17 protein-coding genes are annotated in these 17,230 nt (G+C 70.4%); 2 read left to right on the plus strand and 15 right to left on the minus strand.

The annotated features are described in order from the left end of the window. Positions 1-27: 27 nt before the first annotated feature. Positions 28-762, minus strand: a complete 735-nt coding sequence (locus tag CDO81_RS03345) for a hypothetical protein (RefSeq protein WP_088481719.1) — start codon at positions 760-762, stop codon at positions 28-30. Between the two features lie 82 nt (positions 763-844). Between CDO81_RS03345 and CDO81_RS03350 the strand changes: the two genes are divergently transcribed. Beyond that, positions 845-1,537 (plus strand): glutathione binding-like protein, encoded by a 693-nt coding sequence (locus tag CDO81_RS03350; protein ID WP_088481720.1) that lies wholly within the window; start codon positions 845-847, stop codon positions 1,535-1,537. Between the two features lie 15 nt (positions 1,538-1,552). On the opposite strand, the gene CDO81_RS03355 is transcribed toward CDO81_RS03350, so the two are convergent. The 11 genes from CDO81_RS03355 to CDO81_RS03405 form a co-directional block, all read right to left on the minus strand. After that, positions 1,553-3,574: a phage tail sheath family protein gene (locus CDO81_RS03355; RefSeq protein ID WP_088481721.1), complete on the minus strand. Its 2,022-nt coding sequence runs from the start codon at positions 3,572-3,574 to the stop codon at positions 1,553-1,555. Between the two features lie 39 nt (positions 3,575-3,613). After that, the gene (locus CDO81_RS03360) at positions 3,614-5,215 is read right to left on the minus strand and encodes a mechanosensitive ion channel family protein (protein ID WP_088481722.1); all 1,602 of its coding nucleotides are present in this window, start codon (positions 5,213-5,215) and stop codon (positions 3,614-3,616) included. 25 nt (positions 5,216-5,240) lie between these two features. Beyond that, the gene (gene soxA / locus CDO81_RS03365; RefSeq protein WP_088481723.1) at positions 5,241-5,972 is read right to left on the minus strand and encodes a sulfur oxidation c-type cytochrome SoxA; all 732 of its coding nucleotides are present in this window, start codon (positions 5,970-5,972) and stop codon (positions 5,241-5,243) included. Beyond that, entirely contained in the window at positions 5,969-6,292 is a 324-nt protein-coding gene (locus tag CDO81_RS03370; RefSeq protein ID WP_088481724.1) for a thiosulfate oxidation carrier complex protein SoxZ, read from the minus strand. The genes soxA and CDO81_RS03370 overlap by 4 nt, the downstream gene beginning before the upstream one ends. Further along, the gene (locus tag CDO81_RS03375; RefSeq protein ID WP_088481725.1) at positions 6,292-6,702 is read right to left on the minus strand and encodes a thiosulfate oxidation carrier protein SoxY; all 411 of its coding nucleotides are present in this window, start codon (positions 6,700-6,702) and stop codon (positions 6,292-6,294) included. Before CDO81_RS03375 ends, CDO81_RS03370 begins: the two co-directional genes overlap by 1 nt. Beyond that, a complete protein-coding gene (soxX, locus tag CDO81_RS03380) occupies positions 6,699-7,103 on the minus strand; it encodes a sulfur oxidation c-type cytochrome SoxX (RefSeq protein ID WP_088481726.1) in 405 nt (134 codons plus the stop codon). The genes CDO81_RS03375 and soxX overlap by 4 nt, the downstream gene beginning before the upstream one ends. Beyond that, positions 7,103-9,253 (minus strand): xanthine dehydrogenase family protein molybdopterin-binding subunit, encoded by a 2,151-nt coding sequence (locus CDO81_RS03385; RefSeq protein ID WP_088481727.1) that lies wholly within the window; start codon positions 9,251-9,253, stop codon positions 7,103-7,105. Before CDO81_RS03385 ends, soxX begins: the two co-directional genes overlap by 1 nt. After that, positions 9,250-9,744 carry a (2Fe-2S)-binding protein gene (locus CDO81_RS03390; RefSeq protein WP_088481728.1) on the minus strand — a complete coding sequence of 165 codons (495 nt, stop codon included), beginning with the start codon at positions 9,742-9,744 and terminating at the stop codon, positions 9,250-9,252. Before CDO81_RS03390 ends, CDO81_RS03385 begins: the two co-directional genes overlap by 4 nt. Before the next feature lie 83 nt (positions 9,745-9,827). Beyond that, positions 9,828-10,520 (minus strand): response regulator, encoded by a 693-nt coding sequence (locus tag CDO81_RS03395; protein WP_241516825.1) that lies wholly within the window; start codon positions 10,518-10,520, stop codon positions 9,828-9,830. Then, positions 10,517-11,800 (minus strand): sensor histidine kinase, encoded by a 1,284-nt coding sequence (locus CDO81_RS03400; protein WP_088481730.1) that lies wholly within the window; start codon positions 11,798-11,800, stop codon positions 10,517-10,519. Before CDO81_RS03400 ends, CDO81_RS03395 begins: the two co-directional genes overlap by 4 nt. A gap of 12 nt (positions 11,801-11,812) precedes the next feature. Further along, on the minus strand, positions 11,813-13,870 hold the full coding sequence (locus CDO81_RS03405; RefSeq protein WP_088481731.1) for an SPFH domain-containing protein: 2,058 nt from the start codon (positions 13,868-13,870) through the stop codon (positions 11,813-11,815). A gap of 411 nt (positions 13,871-14,281) precedes the next feature. Here CDO81_RS03405 and CDO81_RS03410 point away from each other — a divergent pair, with 411 nt between their 5' ends. Continuing rightward, the gene (locus CDO81_RS03410) at positions 14,282-14,974 is read left to right on the plus strand and encodes an N-acyl amino acid synthase FeeM domain-containing protein (protein WP_088481732.1); all 693 of its coding nucleotides are present in this window, start codon (positions 14,282-14,284) and stop codon (positions 14,972-14,974) included. 18 nt (positions 14,975-14,992) lie between these two features. On the opposite strand, the gene CDO81_RS03415 is transcribed toward CDO81_RS03410, so the two are convergent. The 3 genes from CDO81_RS03415 to CDO81_RS03425 form a co-directional block, all read right to left on the minus strand. Then, a complete protein-coding gene (locus tag CDO81_RS03415; RefSeq protein WP_088481733.1) occupies positions 14,993-15,217 on the minus strand; it encodes a hypothetical protein in 225 nt (74 codons plus the stop codon). Further along, positions 15,210-15,407 carry a hypothetical protein gene (locus tag CDO81_RS03420; protein ID WP_088481734.1) on the minus strand — a complete coding sequence of 66 codons (198 nt, stop codon included), beginning with the start codon at positions 15,405-15,407 and terminating at the stop codon, positions 15,210-15,212. The genes CDO81_RS03415 and CDO81_RS03420 overlap by 8 nt, the downstream gene beginning before the upstream one ends. Positions 15,408-15,551: 144 nt before the next feature. Continuing rightward, positions 15,552-17,225, minus strand: a complete 1,674-nt coding sequence (locus CDO81_RS03425; RefSeq protein ID WP_088481735.1) for a glycoside hydrolase family 43 protein — start codon at positions 17,223-17,225, stop codon at positions 15,552-15,554. Positions 17,226-17,230 lie beyond the last annotated feature (5 nt).

Here is a 17,230-nt window from a genome sequence, read left to right on the forward strand (position 1 = left end):
CCCGCGGCTCAAGCCGCACAGGCCCGCTCAGGCCTCGCCCTGGCGGGTGCTGTGCGTCCAGGCGATGGAGGTGGTGGTGGGCCAGACGCCGCCTTCGGAGAGGCGGCCGTTCACCCGCTGCGCCTCACGCGCCGCGGTTTCGAGCAGGCGCACGAGGGCTTGCACCTGGGGCAGTTCGGCCTCGGCCATCTCGGTGCGCAGGTAGAGGTTGCCGCGCAGGCACATCAGCACGAAGCGATGGCCTTGGGGCAGCAGGTCCTGGCTGGCCTGAACCAGCACCTCGCCCAGATCGGACTCGACCCAGGAGCCGGCCAGATCGCTCGTGACCCCGACGATGCCGTAGCGCTCGCGCAGGATCTGCGAGTGCGTGGGCGTGAACTTCGGGAACATCACCAACCAGCGCATTTCCTCGGGCAAGTCGGCGTCCGCCCGGGTCTTGAGCGTGTCGGTGTAGGCCTCGAAGATCGTGTGCTCCAGCTGATCCATCAGGCTGTGGCACATGATCATCAGCTGCAACTCCGCGTGCAGCCCCATCTCGCAGCGCATGCGCAACTCGAAGCCCGGGATATAGCCGCGCTGCGAGGCGCCCCACTCGATGCGCAGCGGGCCGGGAGACGCCTGGCGCTGGTCGATCTGGAAGCCCTGCGCGTCTTCCGCCAGCGTGAACTCCGCCCCGCGGGATTCGGCCCAGTCGTGGATCGGACGCCACCGTGCGGCGTTGGCGCGCGTCACGAGCCAGTGCTTGACTTGCTTTACCACCATGAGTCGTGAGAATCGGGCTGATTGCTGAGATTGGCCGGGACTGAGACAGACGTCCCCGCGGGCACACCGATGGAGGCGACGAATGCTTGAAGTCTACTCATGGCCCACGCCCAACGGGCACAAGGTCCACATCATGCTGGAGGAGTGCGGTCTTGCGTACCGGGTGCATCCCGTGGACATCGGCAAGGGCGAGCAGTTCGCGCCGGACTTCCTGACCATCAGCCCCAACAACAAGATCCCGGCCCTGGTCGACCCGGCCGGCCCGGACGGCCAGCCGATCTCGCTGTTCGAGAGCGGCGCCATCCTCCTCTACCTCGCCGGCAAGACCGGACGCTTGCTGCCCGCCGACGTGGCCGGCAAGTACGAGGTCCTGCAATGGCTGATGTTCCAGGTCGGCAGCATCGGCCCGATGCTCGGCCAGGCGCATCACTTCCGCACCTACGCGCCCGAGCAGCTGCCCTACGCCATCGACCGCTACACCCAGGAGGCCCAGCGCTTGTACGGCGTGCTCAACAAGCGGCTGGCCCACGCCACTTACCTCGGCGGCGCGGACTACAGCATTGCCGACATCGCCGTCTTCCCCTGGCTGCGCTCCTGGAAGAGCCAGGGGGTGGAACTGGCCGATTACCCGCACCTCAAAGGCTGGTTCGACGAGATCGCCCACCGCCCCGCCGTGCAGCGCGGCGTGGCCGTGCTGGCCGATGCGAGGCGCCCACTGACCGACCCGCAGGCACGCGAGGCGCTGTTTGGCGAGCGTCAGCGGCAACAGCGCTGACGCCGGCGCACACGGCTAGGCAACTGCCGTCTGCTGCCCCACCCGCACCACGACGAACTCGGCGGGCTTGAGCAACGCCACGCCGATCAACAGCCGGAGGCGGCCGTGGGCCAGGTCGTCGGGGCTCATGGTCGTGCGGTCGCACTGCACGAAGTAGGCCTGCTCCGGCTTGGTGCCCAGCAACGCGCCGGACTGCCACTGGGTCAACAGGAAATCCTGCACGCACCGGCGAACGTTTGACCAGAGCGCCTCGCCATTCGGTTCGAAAACCGCCCATTGCGTGCCAAGGTCGATGCTGCGGAACAGAAAGTCGACATAGCGCCGCACCTGCACGTACTTCCACTCCGGGTCGGCGCTGAGCGTGCGCGCGCCCCAGACGAGGTTGCCGCGCCCCTCGAAGAAGCGAAGGCCGTTGATGCCTGCCGGGTTGAGCAACTCCTGGTCCCTGAGGGTCAGCACCCGCTCGAAGCCGAGGATGCCCCGCAGCACCTGGTTGGCTGGCGACTTGTGCACGCCGACGGCCTGGTCGTTGCGGGCATAGATGCCAGCGAGCGGGCCGGAGGGCGGGAGGGTCAAGGGCGGGCCACCAGCGGGGTCGGCGATTTGCAGCCAAGGGTAGTAGAGCGCGGCATGCGAGGTGTCGAACGCACCGCGCCAGCTCACCACCTCGCCCGGCAGCACGCCCTCGGGGGGATCGATCAGGGCCATGCAACCGCGCCGGCCTTCGGCGTGCGCCACGAGCTGGCGGTTGATGGCCAAGAGCTCGCTCGGCGTGTATCGCCCTGTGCGGCCCAGGCCCGGGGCCGCGACGGTGGCGATGCCGTCCACCGCGCCCAACTGCCCCAGGCCTCGCGGCGCCACGCCTTCGGCAGCCGGTCGGCCCGCGTAAGCCGCCTCATCCGGCAGCAGGCCGTCGTGCCCTCCGGTCAGAAGGCCGACGGCCAGCAGGCCCTGCTCGAACTTGCGGCGCAGCGTTACCAGCTCCTGCTGGCCGCTGGCGGCCCATTCGGCAGGCGTGATCTGCAGGCTCATGCCCAGCGACTGCAGGGCCGCGAGCAGGTCGATGCCATCCTGCAGCAGGTCCTGCCCGGGTGCGCTGCCATTGAGCAGGGCAACCAGGCGCATCGCTCCTTCGGCCGCAGGCAGGCTCTCGGGCAGCGTCAATGCAAAACTGGCCAGCAGCCCTGGCTGCGCCACATCCGCGGGGCGTGCGGGGTCGGGTGACAGGTCTTGCCATGTGGCGAGCGCCCTGCCCTCGGCGGTCTGCACGTCCAGGCTCAGGCTGACCGGGCTCAGCAGATCGCCGCTGCCCGGCGCGGCATTCAGGCCGAAATCAGCGAGTGCGAAACGTGTCGCACCGGGCGGTGCCCCTGCCGGGGCGAGCGAGCCGGTGAACGTCCAGGCACCCGCTGCATCGCGGCGCGCCACGTACAACGGCAACTCCCGCAGGCCGCGTGCCGCAGTGGGCGGCGTATTGCCGGTGGCAGGTGCCGGCAATCGCGCGGCGGCGCTGGAGATCCACACCACATCGCCATCCGACAACACCGGCGACCCGGCCTGGAGCCGGTTCGCCCCCAGCCTCACACCAAACTGCAGTTGCAGGTTGCCCAGGCGCCCCGGGTGGCGCGCCACGACACGAAAGCCGGGCGTGGTGCCGACCCGCAGACGCGCGTGGCCATCGACCGCGCCCGCCGGCGGGAGGGCCGCCGCCAGGTCCGGCGGCGGACCTCCATCTACCGGACGGTAGACGCGGCTCACGAACAACCGCCGCCCGCCCTGCGCAAAGAAGCTCGCCACCGCGTGATAGAGATCCGTCACGGCAACCGCATTGCCGTCGGCCCCGAAACGCAGCGGCTGCGCATCGCCATATCGATCGACGAAAGCCGACAGGCTCTCCAGCAACACGGGCGCCCCGGCCACGGGGCCATACCGGCAGGGGCCGATGAAGCCGGCCGTGGTGGTGTCCACGCCTTCGATCGTCCGCGCACGGAACGACACCTCTTCCACATAGACACCGGGCGCAAGGTACTCAGGCATGCATCTCTCCTGTCAGGCATTTGAGTCGCGGCGGCCAGCTCAGGGCGGCGGCGGCAGCGGCCCGGCTTCGGGTGCGAACCAGGGGCCGGCCGGCACCACCTGCGGCGAAGCCGGGTCACTCCGGTAGTGCGGCGACATGATCTGCACGCCGTTCTCGTTGAACACATCCTGGATGTGCGCATGCAACTGGCTCAGGGCCTGGGCCCGCAGCCGTGGCGCGGCGCGGCTGCCCTGCGCGCAGAGGCGGTACTCCACATAGAAGTCGCTCAGCGCGGTTTGCACCACGTACGGCGCCGGCGCTTGCAGCACACCCGGCGTGCGCCGCGCCGCCTCCAGCAGCATGGCATGGACCTGGCGCCAGGGCGTGGCATAGCCGATGGTGACGGCCGTGTGCAGCACGAACTGGCCGTCCTCCACCAGCCGCGAGAAATTGCGGATGGGCTGGCCGAACACCACGGCATTCGGCAGGCTCACCTCTTCACCCAGCCCCGTGTGCAGCCGGGTAGAGAACACGCCGAGGTGTGTGACCGTGCCCTCCACCTCGCCGATGCGCACGTACTCGCCGGCCCGCAGCGCCCGCGAGTACATCAACGACAGACCCGCCATCACCTGCCCCACCACGCCCGACGCGCCGAGCGAGACCATCAGGCCCGCGAGCACCGTCACGCCCTTGAAGGCCTCCGTGCTGGCGCCCGGCAGGTAGGGGTAGGCCATGGCGAGCGCAAACAGCCAGACCACCAGCCCCACGAGCCGACGCGTAGGCCCGGCGGTGTCGGCGTCGAGCCCGGCCAGCGTGAATTCGCCCTGCTCCACCCGCTCCAGCACACCCCGCGCGACGCGCAGCACGCCTTGTGCCACCAGGAAGATGAGCCCGGCCGTCAACAGGCCTGGCACGGCGCTGAGCGCCGACCTCGCCAGCTCCAGCGCTTGCGTCAGCAGCCAGTCGCTGGCCCGCTCGCCCCAGGCCCGCGTGGGCGCGAACTGGCGCAGCACGGTACTCGCCCACAGGTCCAGCACCACCAGGGCCACGACCCAACTCGCAAGACCCGCCACACCGCGCAACAGCGCCAAGGCATGCTCGCCTGGCACGCGCCACCAGGGCAGGCCGGTGCCGGGGCTGCTGACGTCGCCCAGGCGCCGAGCGGCCCGCCTCAACAAGCGGCGCCGCAAGGCCGCCAGGGCCTTGAGCAGCACGACAGCGACAACCGTGGCCAACACGCTGACAGCGAGCCCGCGGGCCCAGTGGCGCGGGTCACGCGCCTCGCGCAGCTCGGCCACCGCGACGCGCAACCGTCGCTCGGCATCTGTGCCCGCGGCGTCCAGCAGATTGCCGGCCTGCGGGCCGGCCAGATCCTCAGGCACGAGATGCAGCACCACCACATCGTTCACCCGCAGTCGCACCGCGGGCGTCTCCCCGGCCAGGGCCTGCCGCTCGACGCGATCCACCGGCACGGGCACTGCCAGGGCGGCGGCGAGTGCCGCCTCGGCGGCCTGCACACGCTCCTGCGGCGTCTCGCCCTTGAGCGTGGCGCGCAGGCTCACGACCTTGCGCTGGTTGACCACCAGCTCCGCCTCCTGCGCCTGCGCCGTGCTGGCCAGGGTGCACAGCGTCCACAACAGCATCCAGCACCAAGCTCTCATGCGGCCTCCGGTTGGAGGCCCGAGCTTAGGGCCTGACGCCCGGCGGCTGCATCGGCAGTCCTGCGGAACGACGCGCGAGGTAGACCTCCAGCGCCAGCAGCTCCGCGCTGTCCCAGTCCCAGACGGTGGCGCGCACGCCGTTCAGGCAGCCGCGCAGCCGCCGCTGCAGGCTGCCCAAGGATTGCCACTCCAGGCGGTAGACGGGGTAGTCGTCCACGTGGCCCTGCGGGATGAGGCTGCCGCCCAGGCGCAGGCCGGCACGTTCGTCGTGGCACTGGGCGCAGGAGAGGTTCAGGGCACCCAGGCGCGTCTTGAAGAGACGCTGCCCCTGGGCCGCCGCGGCATCCAGGGCCGGCCCGCGGGGCGGTTGCAGCGGCAGGCCGCGCGACTGCTGGGCGACCAGCGCGGTCAGCGCGAGCAGCGGTTCGGCCTCCGGCGCCCAGGCGGGCTGCTGCTGGTGCTGAACGCGGCAGCGTTGGATACGGCCGGGGAGGTCCAGCAGGCCACGGTCCCAGGCGGGGTAGCGCGTGGCAGCGCCGCGCAGGGTCTGCGGCTCGCCGTGGCAGCTCGCACAGGACTTGGGCCCGCCCGCCCACAGCTCCCGGCCGAAGGCCAGGGCCAGTTGTGCGGGATGCTGGGTGTCGTCGGCCTGCAGGGCGCGCAGGGCGGGGGTCATGGTGTCCCGGCCAGAGCGGCGCTCATCAGCCACGCTCACCAGCGCCACGCCCACGAGCAGCAGACCCAGCCCCGCCTTCATCCCACGGCCAGCACACGCACCTCACGGTGCTCGAAGCCCTGGTCACCCTGCCACACGAAGCTCAGCTCGCCGCTCTTGGACGTCTGCATCCAGAAGGACAGATACGGGTTGGCCGACACCGCGGCGAACAGCTCGGCCGAGAACACCAGCTCGCCTTCCAGCCGGCATTCGAAGCGCCGCACCAGGTCGCGTGGCAGCCGGTTGCCGCCGTCGTCGTTGCGATAGCCGGTTTCCATCGCGTGCGCAACCGTGGCCCTCACCTCGAAGGGCTGGCCGGCCGTGACACGCGCCGGCAGGTGGATGACGGCACGCGCAGCCATCAGGGCTCCACACAGGCGGCCAGGGTCACGATGACCTCCAGGCTGCTTTGCCAGCAACGGCCATCGGCGGCCTTGGCCACGGCCACGATGCGCTGGCTGCGGGCCAGGCGCATGCGGGTGCTGAACTCGGGCCGCGCCACCGCCGGGCCGAAGCTCACATGCACCACCTCGGGCTCGGGGTTCAACGGCGTGAACAGGGCCAGCCCCACCACCGGCTCGCTGGCCACGAGGCGCACCGGGACGGCGTTGCCGTTCTCCACCAACTCGGCCATCTCGATCTTGAGCGGCCCGGCCGTCGGGTCTCGCCCAGCCCAGGCGCGGATGGCGGCGCGCATCGCGTCCTCGGAGGCGCGCGCCGCCGGCAACAAGGCGAGCGCCCCGGCCGCACCGATGAAGACCCGCCGCCTCATGGCGTGGCCAGGCTGCCGAGGTAGGCCACGATGTCGTCCAGCTGCTGCTCGGTCAGCGCCGGGCGGCCCGCCCAGGCCGGTGCCACGTCGCGCAGCCCGTCGGTCGAGCGGAACGGTGGCATCACGGTGGCCGGGTTGAAGCGGCGCATGTCGGCAATGCGCTCCAGCAGCCCGTCACGCGTGAGGCGAGCCGCTGACAGCGCCAGCGGCGGCGCCAGGTTGCCCTGGTTGGGGTCGCCCTGCGCGGTCAGCGCGTGGCAGAGCAGGCACAGGCTCTGGGTGCGGTCGGCCACCAGGGCCCGACCGCGCTCGATGCCGCCCGCCGGTGCGGGCGCAGGGGCAGCGGTCTGCGCACTGGCCTGCGCGCCGGCGATCAACGCGAGCGCCAGCGCCGCACGCATCACACCAGCGCCTGCTTGCGCAGCGGCAGGTCGCGGATGCGCTTGCCCGTGGCTGCGAAGATGGCGTTCAGCACGGCCGGCGCGGCCACCGCAATGGTGGGCTCGCCCACGCCGCCCCAGAAGCCGCCCGAGGGCATGCAGATCGTCTCGACGGCCGGCATGTCGGCCAGCTTCATGACCGGGTAGGTGTCGAAGTTCTGCTGCTCGACGCGGCCGTCCTTCAGCGTGATCTCACCATACAGCGCGGCCGACAGGCCGTAGGCGAAGCTGCCTTCCACCTGCGCGGCGATCTGCTGCGGGTTGACCGCATGGCCGGGGTCGGTGGAGGCCACGATGCGATGGATCTTGAGCTCGCCCTTCTTGGACACCGACACCTCGGCGCAGGCCGCCACATAGCTGCCGAAACCCATGATCTGCGCCAGGCCCAGGTAGCGCCCCTTGGGCCGCGGCTTGCCCCAGCCCGCCTTGGCGGCCACCGCGTTCAGCACCGCCAGGTGCTTGGGCGAATTGGCCAGCAACTCGCGGCGCAGCTCCAGCGGGTCACGCTTGGCGGCATGCGCAACTTCGTCGATGAAGCACTCCAGGTAGACCGCGTTCTGGTTCAGGTTCACGCCGCGCCAGAAGCCGGGCGGCACGGCCGGGTTGCGCATCGCGTGGTCGATCAGCAGGTTGGGCACCACGTAGCCGAGCGCGCCTTCGGCACCGCCGGCATTCAGGCCCTGGAACACGACGGGGTCTTTGCCGTCCTTGATGTTCTGCGGAAAGATGCCCGCGATGATGCTCTGGCCCGAGATGCGCATGTGCAGCGCGGTGAGCTTGCCGGCGGCGTCCAGGCCGGCGGTGAGCTTGCACTGCGTCACCGGGTGGTAGCGGCCGTGCATCATGTCTTCTTCACGGCTCCAGATCAGCTTGACCGGCGTGCCCGGCAGGGCCTTCGCGATGATGACGGCCTGGCGCACCCAGTCGTGCACCGCCCCACGCCGGCCGAAGCCGCCGCCCAGGTGCAGCTTGTAGACCTCGCACTGCGACGGCGGCAGGCCCGAGGCCTCGGCAGCCGCGGCGAGCGCAGCCTCGCCGTTCTGCGTCGGCGTCCAGACCTCGCAACGCTCCGGAGTCCACTTGGCCGTGGCGTTCATCACCTCCATGGTCGCGTGGTTCTGGTGCGGGTAGCTGTAGACCGCCTCGACCTTGCGCGCCGCGGTGGCCAGCGCACCTTTCACGTCGCCCTGGCTGCTGCCCACGGCGGCATCGGGCGCATCCAGCCCGGCCTTGAGCACCGCCGCGGTGTCCGCACTGTTCTGGCCGGCGTTCGGGCCCTCGTCCCAGACGATGGGCAGGGCCTCCAGCGCGGTCTTGGCCCGCCACCAGGTGTCGGCCACCACGGCCACGGCGGAGTCGCCCACCTGCACCACCTTCTTCACACCGGGGCGGCTCATCACCGCGGCAGCATCGAAGCTCTTGACCTTGCCGCCGAAGACCGGGCAGTCCTTGATGGCGGCGTTCAGCAGGCCTGGCATTTGCAGGTCCATGCCGTAGACCTGCGAGCCGTCGAGCTTGGCGCGGGTGTCCAGCCGCTTGATCGGCCGGCCGGCGATCTTCCAGGCCGAGGCCGGCTTGAGCGTGATGTCGGCCGGCGGCGCGAGCTTGGCGGCCTCGGCGGCCAGCTGGCCATAACTGAGCCGTTTGCTGCCATGCTGCACAAAGCCCGCCGCCGTCGTGCACTCGACCACGGACACATTCCACTGGTTCGCCGCCGCCTGGATGAGCAGCGCCCGGGCCAGTGCGCCGCCCTTGCGCACGTACTCATGCGAGTCACGCACGCCGCGGCTGCCGCCGGTGCTCATGCTGCCCCACACGCGGTTGCGGGCGAGGTTCTGGCCGGGCGTCGGGTACTCGGTCTTCACACGCGCCCAGTCGCACTCCAGCTCTTCGGCCACGAGCTGGGCCAGGCCGGTCAAGGTGCCCTGCCCCATCTCGCTGCGCGCGATGCGGATGACGACGGTCTCGTCGGGCAGCACCTGGACCCAGGCATTCAGCTCGGGCGTCTCGCCGGCCTGCGCCAGGCCCGGCACATGAAAGCCCACCATCAGGCCGCCGGCTGCGGCGCTGGTCGCATGCAGGAAGCCGCGCCGGTTCATGACCGCGTTCATGCCTGGCCTCCTTCGATGACGATCGGGATCTGCTTGCGCTGCACCTGGCCGGCCGCCAGGTGGATGGCGGCGCGCACCCGGTTGTAGGTGCCGCAGCGGCAGATGTTGCTCATGGCGGCGTCGATGTCGGCGTCCGTCGGCCTGGGTTTGGCCTTGAGCAGCGCCGCCGCCGCCATCAGCATGCCGCTTTGACAGAAGCCGCACTGCGGCACGTCCAGCGCGTCCCAGGCCTTCTGCAGCGGATGCGAGGCGTTGGGAGCCAGGCCTTCGATGGTGGTGATCTTCTGCGCCGGCGTGAGCGCCGAGGCGGGCATCACGCAACTGCGCACCGGAGCGCCGTCGATGTGCACGGTGCAGGCACCGCATTGCGCCACGCCGCAGCCGTACTTGGTGCCCGTGAGGCTGAGCTGCTCCCGCAGCACCCACAGCAATGGAGTGTCAGGCTCCGCCTCGAACTGCACCCGCTTGCCGTTGACCGTCAATTCCGCCATGCCTGCCCTTTCGCATCGCCGTCACGGTGGCGAGCGCGCGGGAGACTAGCAGCAACCGACGCGCCATGTCATGCGGGGCGGCATCACCCCCCGGCGGCCTCGGCAATGCGGTAGCCCACGCCGGGCTCGGTCAGCAGCACACAGGGTTCTCCCGGATCGGCTTCGAGCTTGGCGCGCAGCTGGCCCATGTAGAGCCGAAGGTAGTGCGTCTGCTCGGTGGCATCGGCGCCCCAGACATCAGCCAGCAGCCGCCGGTGGGTGACCACCTGGCCGGCCTGGCGCACCAGGCGCGCCAACAGCTTGAACTCCGTGGGGGTGAGCCGCACGTCCACGCCGTCGCGGCGCACGCGATGCGCGGTCAGGTCCACCTCCAGCCCGGCACGCCGGTACAGCGTGATGGCCGGCTGCGCCACCGTGCCGCGATGGCGCAGTGCCACGCGCAGGCGGGCCAGCAGTTCACCGATGCCGAAGGGCTTGACGAGGTAATCGTCCGCGCCGGCATCCAGCAACCGGATCTTGTGCCCCTCCACCTGCCGCGCCGAGATGACGATGAGCGGCGTGGACCGGTCGCGACGCAGCGCCTGCAGCAGGGTCTCGCCGTCGCCATCGGGCAGGCCAAGGTCCAGCAGCACGGCGTCGAGCGTGCCGGTGTGGGACAGCTGCGCCATCGCATCGGCCAGGCTCGCAGCGGCCAGCACTTCGTAGCCCTCCACGGCCAAGGCCTCGCGCAGCGTCGCGCGCAGTTCGCGGTCGTCCTCGACGAGCAGCAGCTTCACATCGCCTCCGGCAAGGCCGGTGCCTCGCGAAGCGGCAGCCAGCATTGAAAGCTGCAGCCGCCATGGCCGCGCGGGCGCAGCGTGAGGCGCCCGTGGTGCGCCTGCGCAATCGCGCGGCAGACCGCCAGGCCCACGCCTGCGCCGGGCGGGCGCTGGGCAAAGTCGGCCAGGTCACCACGCTGGAAGGCGTCAAACACCCGCTCCCGCCACGCCGGCTCGATGCCTGGGCCGCGGTCGCGCACCGCCAGCACCACATCGCCGCCGATGCGGCGCACCACCAGCTCCACCGGCGCCGCCGGCGGGCTGTACTTCAGGGCGTTGTCGATGAGGTTGTCCAGCAGCTGCGACATCAGGGCCGCATCACACCACAACAGGGGCAGGCCGGGCTCGATGCGCGACCGCACCCGCTCGCCGTCCGGCCGGCGGCGCACCCGGCGCAGCGCCGCGCCGACGATCTCCTCGGCCGACTCCCAGTCGCTGCGCAGGGCCACGCCGGGCGCACCGAGGCGGGCCAGCTGGAGGGTGTTGTCGGTCAGGCGCACCAGTCGGGCGGTCTCGTCCACGATGCGGCTGGCGAGCTCGCCGCGCTGGGCGGCACTGAGCCGCTCGCCCTGGGTCTGCAGCGCCGAGGCCGAGCCCATGATGGTGGCCAGCGGCGTGCGGTAGTCGTGCGAGATGGCGGCAAGCATCGCATTGCGCGTGGTCTGGACCTCGGCCAGCTCGCTGGCGCGGCGCGCCTCGTCATGCACCCGCTGCCGCTGCAGGGCCAGGCCCATCTGGTCGCACAAGGCCTGGGCATGGGCCATCAGGTCGCCGGGCAGGGCCCGGGCGCCCAGGCCGAAGAGCACCACCGCCCCGAAGGCGGCCTCACGGCCGCGCAGGGGCAGGTAGAGGTCGGGCTCACCCGCATGGTGATCGGTGCCGGGCCCCAGCGCGCGGCCGCTGGCGGCGCACAACTGCAGGCCGGCGAGCGCATTCGCATCCGGCTCGCCCAGCACCAGGTCAGGCGCCTGCGGCTGGGGCTGCAACAACGCCGCCACGGGGGCGGTGGCGCGGGCGGCCAGGGCGCGCGTCAGGTCGGCGGCATGCGTTTCGGGCCGGTCGGCATCGCGCATCAGGTCGCCAAACTCGCGCAGTTCGCGCTCCAACTGCGCGGCGCGCTGGGCCGCCCTCAGGCTGCGCCAGGCCTGGCGCAGCTTCCAGCCCACCCAGGCCAGCGCCATCAGCGAGCCCAGGGCAACCCAGGGCAGCAGGTGGACGAAGGGACGGGTGGGCGTCATGGGCGGCGCAGTTTAGGCGGGCACCGCTTCGGTCAGGGTGGGCACGGCCGACGCGCCCAGGCGGTCCTTGACGAGACCCGCCAGCAACACATCCACCAGCGTGCCGCCCTGGCCCGCCGCGGCGCCGCCCACTAGCACCTCCGGCACCAGCTTGACGCCAGCGCCGGCCAGCGCCTGGGCCACCTGCACGATGGCGTAGTTGCCCGATTCCATCGAGCCGATCTTCTGCCGGATGACCTCGGCCTCGGCCTCGCCGATGGCCAACGTGCGGCCGGCTTCGGCCTGGCCGGTGACGCGGGTCACCTCGGCATCGGCCTCGGCGGTGATCTTCTTGGAGCGGGCCGCGCCATCCGCGGTCTTGACGGCGGCCTGCGCGCTGAACTCGGCGATCGCCACCTTGCGCTCGGCATCCACCACCTGGGCCTGCGTGCGGGCCAACGCCGTGGCCTGCTCCAACTGCTGGCGCACGCCCTGGGCCTCCATCTGGGTCGTGAAGGTGACCTTCTCCTGCTCGGCGAGCTTGCGGTCGGTGAGCGTCTTCATCAGCTCGGCCGGCGGCACGATGTCGCCGATGAGGGTCTCGACCGCCCCCACGTCGTAGGCCTTGAGCGCCAGCGCAATGGCCGCCTTGGCCTCGGCCTGGCGTTCGCTGCGCTTCTTCAAGAAGTCGATGACATCGGAGTTCTGCGCCGCGTTGCGGAAGTAGTTGCCGATGGTGGGCTCCAGCACCTGCGTGACCAGCGCCTCCATGCTGCCGAAGCGGGCGATGACCTTGGGCGCGTCGTTGCGCGGGATGTGGATGATCTGGCTCACGTCCAGGTTGAAGGTGAAGCCATCGGCCGAGCGCACGGTGATGGTGGAGAGATTGGCATCGAGCTTGTGAGCCTCGGTCTTGCCCGTGGCCCAGTTCAGCACCACGTTGGCGGTGGGCACCACGCGCACCTTGTGGGTGTAGGTGTTGATGGCGTATTTGCCTGGGTCCAGCACGTCCACCCACACGCCCTTCTCGCCGCGGCGGACCATGTTGGCATGGCGGAAGCCCTCGCCGGTGACGTCCTCCCCAGCCTTGCCGACGAAGGCCACCACCACACCGACCGAGGCGATGGGCACTTCGGTCATGTCGATGATCTCGACGGTGGCAAACATCGGGTTGATGAAGTAGCGGCCGGCCAGCAGCACCTGCTCCTGCAGGCCTTTGGTGCCGCCTGCGTTCACGAAAGCCTGCGGGTCCTGGTAGACGTTGTGGCCCGGCACTTCGGGGCCGGCGATCTCGCCGGTGTGCAGGGACGCGCCTTCGCGGGTGGTCACGATGCCCACCTTGTTGTCGGGCACATCGGTCACCGGCACCTGCGTCACGCGGAACAGGCCCGGGTTGATGCGGTATTTGCCCTGGGGAATGACGTTCATCTGCGGGCCACGCTCGCCGCCGCCGGCCATGAAGGCGCGGGCGTCCTGGAAGCTGTCGCAAGCCACGGCGCGGCCGATCACCCGGCCACCGGCCAGGGGCCGGCCATCACGCGCTTCGACAATGCCGATCTTGCCCGGCTCGATCACGGTCATGCGCTCCAGGCGCACGCTGAACAACAGGGTATTGATGCGCCAGGCCCCGGGCGGCACCACGCTCATTTGCAGGCCACGCTCGCCGCCAGCCAGGAAGGCGCGCGCATCCTGGAAGTTGTCGCAGTCGACATGCCTTGCCAGCACGCGCCCGTCCGGCAAGGGCAGGCCATCGCAGGCCTCGACGATGCCGATGGCGTCGTCCGGCACGACGGTGAACTTGACCAGATCCACCTGGTACTGCCAGGGCCACAGCCCCAGGTGCAGCCCCGGCGCGAGGGTGTCGGCCTGCAGGCCGGCCTCGCCGAACAGGGCCACGATGCGGCCGGGCGGCAGTTCGCGGTGGCGGCCGAAGAGGACGAACTTCTTGGTGACCGTGCCGATGGAATCATCCGGCACGATCACAAAACCGAAGAGGCGCAGCGTGCGCTTGTAGAAGACCAGCGCGATGACAAGCAACAGCGCAAGCAACGACCACCACGGATGGTCGATCGGGAAGGTCAGGGTGTCCATGCGGAACAGCGGTGGTGAAGAGGCCCCCACTGTGTCCAGGCGGGCATCAGGGCCGCATAAGGGACTCAGCAATAAAAAGACCCCCAGCGCACCGCGCTGGGGGTCAAACCGTCTACCGCTGTCACGGCAAGACGCCTGCTCAGGGAGGAAAAGCAGGGGGCTCTCAACCCGCCACCAATGTAGAACGGGTGCCGGCCAGGCGTGTGTAGGACGAGACGCCGAATCCGCCGTTGACAGGTCGCTGACGGTCTACATCGGCTTACAGAAATGGGCCTGCCCGAGCCCCGTGGCGTGCAAAACCGCATGGTCGGCATGTGTCGGGTGTATCGGTCTGTGAGACCCGGCCCGATCGGGGTTGTACATCCCTAGACTGCGCCCCGTTTTGCAAAGTCCCAGGTCTGGTTGTCGCCCATGATTCCCTCTCTTGAAGCGCTGTTCAGCGCCCCCCGCCATGACACCGGCCACCCCGACCTCGCCTTGGACAGCGGCTTCGGCGGGCTGGACGGCGACGCGCTGGACCTGGTGGAGCGTCGCTACGGTGACCGCGGCCTGGCCGTGTCACGCGAACACTTCAGCAGCCGCAACCAGGACGGCGACATCGTCTGCACCGCCCGCGAACGCACCGGTGAGCGCATCGTCGGCACCCTGTCGGTGCGTTTCGATGGCCCCGAGGGCCTGCATGCCGACTTGCTGTTCAAGGCCGAGCTGGACGACTGGCGGGCCGACGGCCTGCGCCTGTGCGAGTTCGGCGGCCTTGCGGTGGACCGCCATTCGCATGATCCCAAGCGCGTGCTGGCCCAGATCTTTCACCTGGGCTATCTGCACGCGCACCGCCGAGCCCGCTGCGACCGGCTCGTCATCGAGGTCAACCCGCGGCACACCGGCTTTTACCGCCGCTGCCTGGGCCTGGTGCCGCTGACAGCCGCACGGCACAACCCGCGGGTGAACGCGCCGGCGGTGCTGATGAGCGTGGATTTCGCGAGCATTCGCGAGCAGATTGCGCTGTGGGGCGGCCAGCCGGACCAACTGGCCTGTGCCCGCAGCCTCTACCCCCTGGCCTGGGATGAAGCGACCGAGGCCACGATGCTGGCCCGGCTGCCCTGACCCCGGCCGCACCTGCGCTCAGAACTGCGTGGGCACCGCGCTGGTGGTATCGACCGGCTTGCGCGGCACGAACACCTTGCTGAACGCGGCGACCAGCCGCTGGGCGAAATGCGGGTCGGCCTGGATGGCGAGCAACTCCCGCCCTTCCCCGTCGTAACCCTTGATCTGGCCCGGCACGGCGTCATAGACCCAGTGGTGGACGTGAGGCGACACGTCGCGGTTGCGGCGGCTGGCGTCAGACATCGAACTTCCTCACGTCGAAGCTGGTTTCCTGCCAGTCGTCCCAGCTGGCGTCGGTGGCTTCCACGCCCGCCAGGAATTCATCCTGCAGCTGCTCTTCGGCCGTGTGGGCATGCGCGCTGGTGACGCGGCGGATGGCTTCGCGCAGCTGCAGCACGGAGGCTTGCGCGAGGGTGGCGAGTTGGACGTTCATGGCATCTCCGATGTCGATGAACGCAGTCTCGGCCGCCGTCCGTGATCAAGGTATCGCACCTAGGGGGTGTCGGCGGGGGACGTTGGGGGGATGCACCCCCACCCTATCCCTCCAAAGGGGGGCACGCCCGACATTGACGCCGGGTCAGGGGCCCGGCTCGAAGTCCACCCAGGCGAAATCAGCGGTGGCGGGCTTGTCCGTCGCGCTGAAGGCGTACAGGCCCAGGTAGACCCCCGTGAACCCGCCGGCGGACTCGGTCGACAGTTGGTAGGTCGGCACGGTGCACAGCGGCTGCCAGGTGGACTCGCCGGTGGCCGGACGCCAGGCCAGCGCATACGCCTGAGGCGTGGCGATGACCTGCAACTGCAACCGGGTCTGCGGGACGACCGTCTCGGCGAGCAGGTTCGCGTCACCGCTGCCGGCCCGCTGGCGGCACTCCAGGCGAGGCGCGGGCGCCGACCTGAGCTGCAGCAGCACATGGTGTGTCTCGTTCATGCGCAGGGCAATGCCGGCCGCGTCGTCCGGCGCCGCCGGCGTGAACGCCAACTCGGTGGCGAACCGCTGGCTGAGCCGCTCCTGGCGACGTCCGACGAAGGCCGGGGTGCCCACGGTGTCCAGCCCGGTACGGGCGCCGATCAGGCGCAGCTGCCCAGGGCGGGCCGTCAGGGACCACAGGCCCGGCGCCAGGGTACGCAGGAAGGTCCAGTGCGGCGGGAGCGCTTCGTCGGGCTTGAAGGTCTCGCGAACCGGCGCGGGCGACCACGGCGCCCAGGCGGGCAGCCGCTCGGTCGGCTGGGCTTCAGCCAGCATGCCGCCTTGCCCGAACACCGGCCAGCCGTCTTCGCGCCACTGCACGGGGGCCAGCACGGTCTCCCGCCCGATGTGGTGGTGCCGCCCACCCGCGGCCGCCTGGGGACGGATCGCCAGCAGGGTGGCCCACCACGCCCCCTCGGGGGTCGTGACGAGGTCGGCATGACCCAGGGCTTGCAGCGGGTGGTCCGGCAGGTGCCGGTGTGTCAGCACGGGGTTGTCGGGATGGGGCTCGAACGGCCCCCAGGGGGAACGGGAGCGCGCCATGGTGATGCGGTGGTCATAGGACGTGCCCCCCTCGGCGATGAGCAGGTAGTACCACCCGTCCCGTTTGTACAGGTGCGGGCCCTCGGGCCAGATGCCGCCCATGCCCGACCAGACGAGCCTGGGCGTCTCCAGCAGGCGGCCGGCTTCCAGGTCCACGCGGGCCTGGTAGACGCCGCCATTCCGGCCTCCGCCGTGGCGCGTGTAGTAGACGGTGCCGTCATCGTCGAAGAAGAACGAGGGGTCCATGCCGAACACGGATTCCTGCAGACGCACCGGGTCTGACCACGGCCCCGCCGGGTGCCGGGCCGTGAGGAAGAAGTTGCCGATGCCCTCGACATCGGTCGTGACGATGTAGAAGCGCCCGCCACCACAGCGCAGCGTCGGCGCAAAGATGGCCTTGGAGCTCTTGCGGCCGACGAAGCTGATCTGCGAAGCCCGCGACAGGGCATTGCCGATCAGCCGCCAGTGCACCAGATCCCGGCTGTGATAGATCGGCAGCCCCGGCAGGTACTCGAAGGTGCTGGTGACGAGGTAGTAGTCGTCGCCGGAGCGGCACACGCTTGGGTCCGAGGCGAAGCCGCTGAGCACGGGGTTGGTGAACGTCGCCGGACGTGGCGCTGTTGGCACCGGCGCCGGCACCGCGAGCACCGCCGAGGAGGCCGGCGTGGCCGGTGGCGCCGAGCAACCGAGGCCCATCGCGCCGAGACAGAACACGGCCCACCAATGCCGCCAGGATGCCATGGGAC

The sequence above is a fragment of the Roseateles puraquae genome, assembly GCF_002205845.1.
Taxonomy (GTDB): domain Bacteria; phylum Pseudomonadota; class Gammaproteobacteria; order Burkholderiales; family Burkholderiaceae_C; genus Pelomonas; species Pelomonas puraquae.